At 72.4% G+C, this 4711-nt stretch carries 4 protein-coding genes; 1 reads left to right on the top strand and 3 read right to left on the bottom strand.

Annotated elements, in window-relative coordinates; all coding sequences use genetic code 11:
* Positions 1 to 277, bottom strand: a 277-nt coding sequence (locus AB0C29_RS34285; protein ID WP_360829196.1) for a hypothetical protein, incomplete at its 3' end; no start/stop codon positions are given.
* 117 nt (positions 278 to 394) lie between these two features.
* On the opposite strand from AB0C29_RS34285, the gene AB0C29_RS34280 reads away from it, so the two are divergent.
* Positions 395 to 2626: an EAL domain-containing protein gene (locus AB0C29_RS34280; RefSeq protein ID WP_360829192.1), complete on the top strand. Its 2232-nt coding sequence runs from the start codon at positions 395 to 397 to the stop codon at positions 2624 to 2626.
* Here AB0C29_RS34280 and AB0C29_RS34275 read toward each other — a convergent pair.
* The gene (locus AB0C29_RS34275) at positions 2607 to 3197 is read right to left on the bottom strand and encodes a DUF305 domain-containing protein (RefSeq protein WP_360829189.1); all 591 of its coding nucleotides are present in this window, start codon (positions 3195 to 3197) and stop codon (positions 2607 to 2609) included. The genes AB0C29_RS34280 and AB0C29_RS34275 overlap by 20 nt on opposite strands.
* A 56-nt stretch (positions 3198 to 3253) precedes the next feature.
* A complete protein-coding gene (locus tag AB0C29_RS34270) occupies positions 3254 to 4525 on the bottom strand; it encodes a primary-amine oxidase (RefSeq protein ID WP_360829186.1) in 1272 nt (423 codons plus the stop codon).
* Between the last annotated feature and the right edge of the window lie 186 nt (positions 4526 to 4711).

The raw sequence follows: 4711 nt of genomic DNA, 5'->3' as shown, positions 1-4711 counted from the left end.
CCAGCACCGCGTCCCGGCGGTCCCCGGCGCCACCGTCGATCCGCGCCGACCGGTGTCCGGCCCCCAGGTCGACGTCCGCGCCGGCCGCGACCGCACCTCCCGCGGCGACCAGCTCCCCCAGCCGGGCCAGGACCTCGGCCGCCACTTCGGCGCTCGTAGCGGGACCCACCGCGACCGGCGTGCCGGGTGCGAGCCGGGCAGCATCGCCGACCGGGCCGGCCGCGAGCACGCGGTGACCCGGTTTCGGCCTGATACCGCCCGAGAGGGTGACTCCCACCCGATCATGATGACCCCCGCGTCCACCGGAATACGCCGCCGGCGCCGGCCGATCACTCATGCCCGCCCGCGGGCCGCCGATCAGGATCCAGACGGTTGACGAGACAGGAGTTCGACTATGCGCGGTTGGCTGCCGACCGGCGGCGGCTTGCGCGACGAGGACTGGGCTCGTCGCCACCGGCTGCTGACCATGCTGCTCGCCTCGACCGTGCCCGGCCTGACCGTGTTCGGCGCTGCGCGGGGCGGGCTGGACGCGGACTGGCTGGTGACCGTGCTGCTGGTCCTGCCGTGCGTCGTCGGCGCGGTGCTGCTGCCGGTGCGCCGGTTGCCCTCGATCGCGGTCGCGGCCGGCTTCACCATCGCCTGCGCCGGTTTCGTCGCCATGTCCGACGGGCTCACCGAGTCGCACTTCAGCTTCTTCGTCGCCGTGGCCGCGCTGGCGTTGTACCGCGACTGGGCGCCGTTCGGCGCCTTCCTGGTCAGCACCACCCTGCACCACGCCGTCTTCGGCACGCTCGTCAGCGAGCACACGTACGACCACCGCAGCGCCGAGTTGCACCCGTTCACCTGGGCGCTGCTGCACGGGCTCGCGGTGCTGCTGGCGGCCACGTTCCAGGTGGTCGCCTGGAGGCTGACCGAGGCCGAGGAGCGGCGCGCCGAGGACAACCTGGCCGAGAGCCGGGCGCAGCTCAGCGTCGCGTTCGACGAGACGCCCGTACCGATGGCGATGCTCGCGCCCGACGGGCGGTTGCTGCGCACCAACTCGGCGTACCGGTCCTGGCTGGGGTTGCCGGCGGAGCTGCCCGCGGGCTTCGGGGTGGCGGACCTGCCGATGACCGCGGTGGATCCCGCCGAGGCCGGGGTCTTCGAGGCGCTGACGCAGGCGACGGATCCCGTGACCTTCACGACGGCGTACCGGCGGCACGACGACGGGTCGATCATGCACGTGGAGGTGCACAGCAACGGGCTGCGCGACCGCAACGGCAAGCTGCGGCTGATCTTCGTGCACTGCATGGACGTCACCCGGCAGCAGGAGCACGAGGCCGCGCTGCGCCGCCAGGTACGCCAGGACTCACTGACCGGGCTGCTGTCCCGGGCCGCCTTCGAGGTCGACCTGTTCGCCATGCTGAGCGCCGACGCCGCCCCCGCCTCGGTGCTCTACCTCGACGTGGACCGCTTCAAGACGATCAACGACGGGTCCGGGCACTCCGCCGGCGACGATGTACTACGCGCCCTGGCCGACCGGGTGACCCGGACCGTGCCGGCCGGTTCCCTGGTGGCCCGGCTCGGCGGTGACGAGTTCGTGGTCGCGCTACCCGGTCCGCAGGAGACCGGCGTACGCGTGGGTCAGGCCGTGCTGGCCGCACTGGCCGAGCCGCTCCCGGTCGCCGGTGCCCAGCTGCAGATCGCGCTCAGCATCGGCCTGGCCGTCGCCCACGGGCCGCGCCAGGCCGAGCAGGCCGTCCTCGCCGCCGACACCGCGATGTACGCGGCCAAGCGCGCCGGCGGCAACCGCCTCGAACTCTTCAACGACGACATGCGGGTCGCCGTGCAGCAGCGCATCACCGCCGAGTCCCGGCTGCGGCAGGCCCTGGACGGCCGGCGCGAGGCGACCCTGCCGGTGTGGTTCCAGCCCATCGTGTCGCCCGCCACCGGCCTGATCGTCGGCGCCGAGGCCCTGGTGCGGATGTGGACCATGGAGGGCGAGCTGCTCGCGCCCGGGCATTTCATCTCCGCCGCCGAGGAGACCGGCCTGGTCGTCCCGCTCGGCGAGCACGTGCTGGCCCAGGCCCTGCGCCACCTGCAGCGGTGGCGCGACGAGCTGGGCTACGTGTCGGTCAACGTGAGCCCGCGGCAGCTGTCCGAGCCCGGCTTCGTGCCGATGCTGGCCGGCCTGCTCGCGGCGAGCGGCCTGGACGACCCGTCGCGGCTGGTCCTGGAGATCACCGAGACGGCCCTGCTGTCCAACTCCGTGGACCTGCAGGACCGGTTGCACGCTCTCAAGGCGCTGGGCGTACGGATCGCCCTGGACGACTTCGGCACCGGCTACAGCTCGCTGACCTGGCTGCAGTCCGTGCCCGCGGACATCGTCAAGCTGGACCGCTCGTTCGTCGCCGGACTGGCCGGCGACCCGCGCAAGGCGTCGATCATCTCGGCCGTGCTGTGGCTGGCCCGGTCGCTGGGCATGTCCGTGGTCGCCGAGGGCGTGGAGGACATCGCGGACTGGGACGCGCTGCGCACGGCCGACTGCCCGGCGATCCAGGGCTACTACTTCAGCCGGCCGCTCACCCCGGACGACATGCACACCATGCTGGTGCGGCCCCGCGAGCTCAGCCTGGAGGCGGCGTAACGAGCAGGGCCCGCATGGCGTCGTTCTCGGCGGTCTGCTCATTGATGATGTGGGTGGCCAGCGTACGGATGTAGGCGTTGCCGCCGTCCTCCAGCGCCGAGCGCGCCATGGTGATCGCACCGGTGTGATGGGCGATCATCTGCTGGAGGAAGAGCCGGGACGCCTCGGTCGGCGCCGCGTCGCGTACCTGATCGAGCTGGGCGTCGCTGAGCATGCCGTGCGCCGCGGCGTCCCTGCCGCCGTGCAGCTGCCGCACCACCGGATCGGCCGGGTCCACCGCCGGCCGTCCCCAGGCCACCAGCCAGGCGTTCGTCTCGTCGATCTCGCGTTGCTGGTCGTGGGCGATGAAGCCGGCCACGTTCCGGACCCGCTCGCTCACCCCGGGCTCGGCGGAGACGATGCGGCTGAGCTGCACCGCCTGGGCGTGGTGCACGACCATCATCTGGGCGAAGAGCAGGTCGACGCCGTTCGGCGCGGCGACGGACGCCGACGGTGCCGCCACGGGCGTGGATCGGGGCCCGCACCCGGCGACGGCCAGGACGAGGACCAGAACAAGGCTGCGGACGCGCATCAGTCTCCTCATCGGACGGCCGGCCCCGGGCATCACCCGGGGCCGGCGCGGTCCCGTCAGTTCTGGCCGTTGACGCCGCTGAGGGCGGGCGGGGCGAGCCGGTTGATCTCGGTGAAGTCGCGCGGGACGAGGTCGAAACCCTGCCAGTGCAACGGCATCGGGCTCTGGTCCTCGTCGCGCGGTACGTGGTGGAAGCCGACCCGCACCCACATGATCGGATCCGCGAGCGTCTCGGGGCGCAGCGCGTAGTCCACGATGCCCCGCCGGCCGGGGCACTGCGGGTCGGCGTTGCCGGTCGCGTACCGCTCGCAGGCGTGGAACTGGGTGAACGTCACGTCCGGGACCGTCTCCGGATGCGCCTCGTAGACGTCGTTCGCGCCGGTGACCAGCTCGTACGAGCGGTTGTGCCCGTCGGCGTTCTTCGCGCCGGGGCTGACCACCCGCCACCAGCGGCGGTTGACCTTGGTGAAGCTGCCCTCCTTGGCGATGGTCTTGTGCACGGTGGCGATCTTGGCGGACACGGTGCCCGGGCCGGTCACCTTGGAGTCGTACTGCTCGACCTGCTCCTTACCGCCGCCGGCGATGTCGAAGTCCACCCGCCAGAACGCGCTGTGGTAGTGGTTGGTCGCGTACGCCTGCTTGCCTTTGCCGATCGGCCAGCCCTTGTCGGGGGTGGTGAAGTCGATCGGCGACAGGTCACCGGTGGCGCCGAGGCGGGCGGAGATCTGGCCGTCGTCGTGCAGGCGGTACTCGGTGACGTACTCGTACCAGCCGACCCGGCTCAGAGCCCGCAGAACCAGGTCGTGGCCCTGCTTCGCGTACGGCTGGCCCGGCGTCTCGTCGTTGGCCAGGTGGTACGCGAGCCCGGAAGCCTCCGCACCCACGCACAGCACCTTGCGCCGCTGCGGCTCGGCACCACCGTCGGAGCCGACCCGCGCCGAACCGCCCTTGCAGTCGTCACCGGCCAGCGTCTGCAGGTACTCGCCGCCGAAGCCGAACTCGGTGATGTCGTTGTACTCGGTCTCGCCGGAGTCGTACGGGACGTTGAGCTGGGCCAGGGTCAGCGACTTGAGGATCCGCACCGGCTGCGGATGACGGGTGGACGCGATCGAGACGTTCTCCAGCACGAGGCCGCTCTTGGCGTGCATCCGCCAGCAGAGCTGCCAGGTGGTGCCGTTCGGCAGCGTCTCCTTGACCGTGGTGGACGCCGCGCACTGCTGGGGTGCCGGGGCCTGGGCGGCGGCCGGGCCGGCCCCCGTACCGGTGATGCCGGCGGTCGCGAGCAGGGCGGCCGCCGCGGCCGCGCCCATGGTCCGCTTGATCTTCATCTGTGCGCTGTCCCCGTCACTTCAGCCGGGCGACCGTGCGCCCGGAGAGGTCGATGATGATGTCGTCGAGGTCGATGAACGGCCCGTCGGCGGCCTGGACCACCAGCCGCAGGCAGCGGTGGGCGCCGCAGCGGCGGACCGCGGCGGGATCGGCCGGGCGGGCCTGGTGGACGTGCGCGGTGACCA

This window comes from Actinoplanes sp. NPDC048791, assembly GCF_040650095.1.
In the GTDB taxonomy this organism is placed as follows: domain Bacteria; phylum Actinomycetota; class Actinomycetes; order Mycobacteriales; family Micromonosporaceae; genus Actinoplanes.
The sequence above is the reverse complement of the archived record's forward strand: the minus strand, read 5'-3'. Positions and strand labels throughout refer to the sequence as shown.

Bases quoted from the DNA above. Each gene is read 5' to 3' on its own strand.
- AB0C29_RS34280 (WP_360829192.1), top strand. From the start codon at position 395: ATGCGCGGTTGGCTGCCGACCGGCGGCGGCTTGCGCGACGAGGACTGG.
- AB0C29_RS34275 (WP_360829189.1), bottom strand. From the start codon at position 3,197: ATGCGCGTCCGCAGCCTTGTTCTGGTCCTCGTCCTGGCCGTCGCCGGG.
- AB0C29_RS34270 (WP_360829186.1), bottom strand. From the start codon at position 4,525: ATGAAGATCAAGCGGACCATGGGCGCGGCCGCGGCGGCCGCCCTGCTC.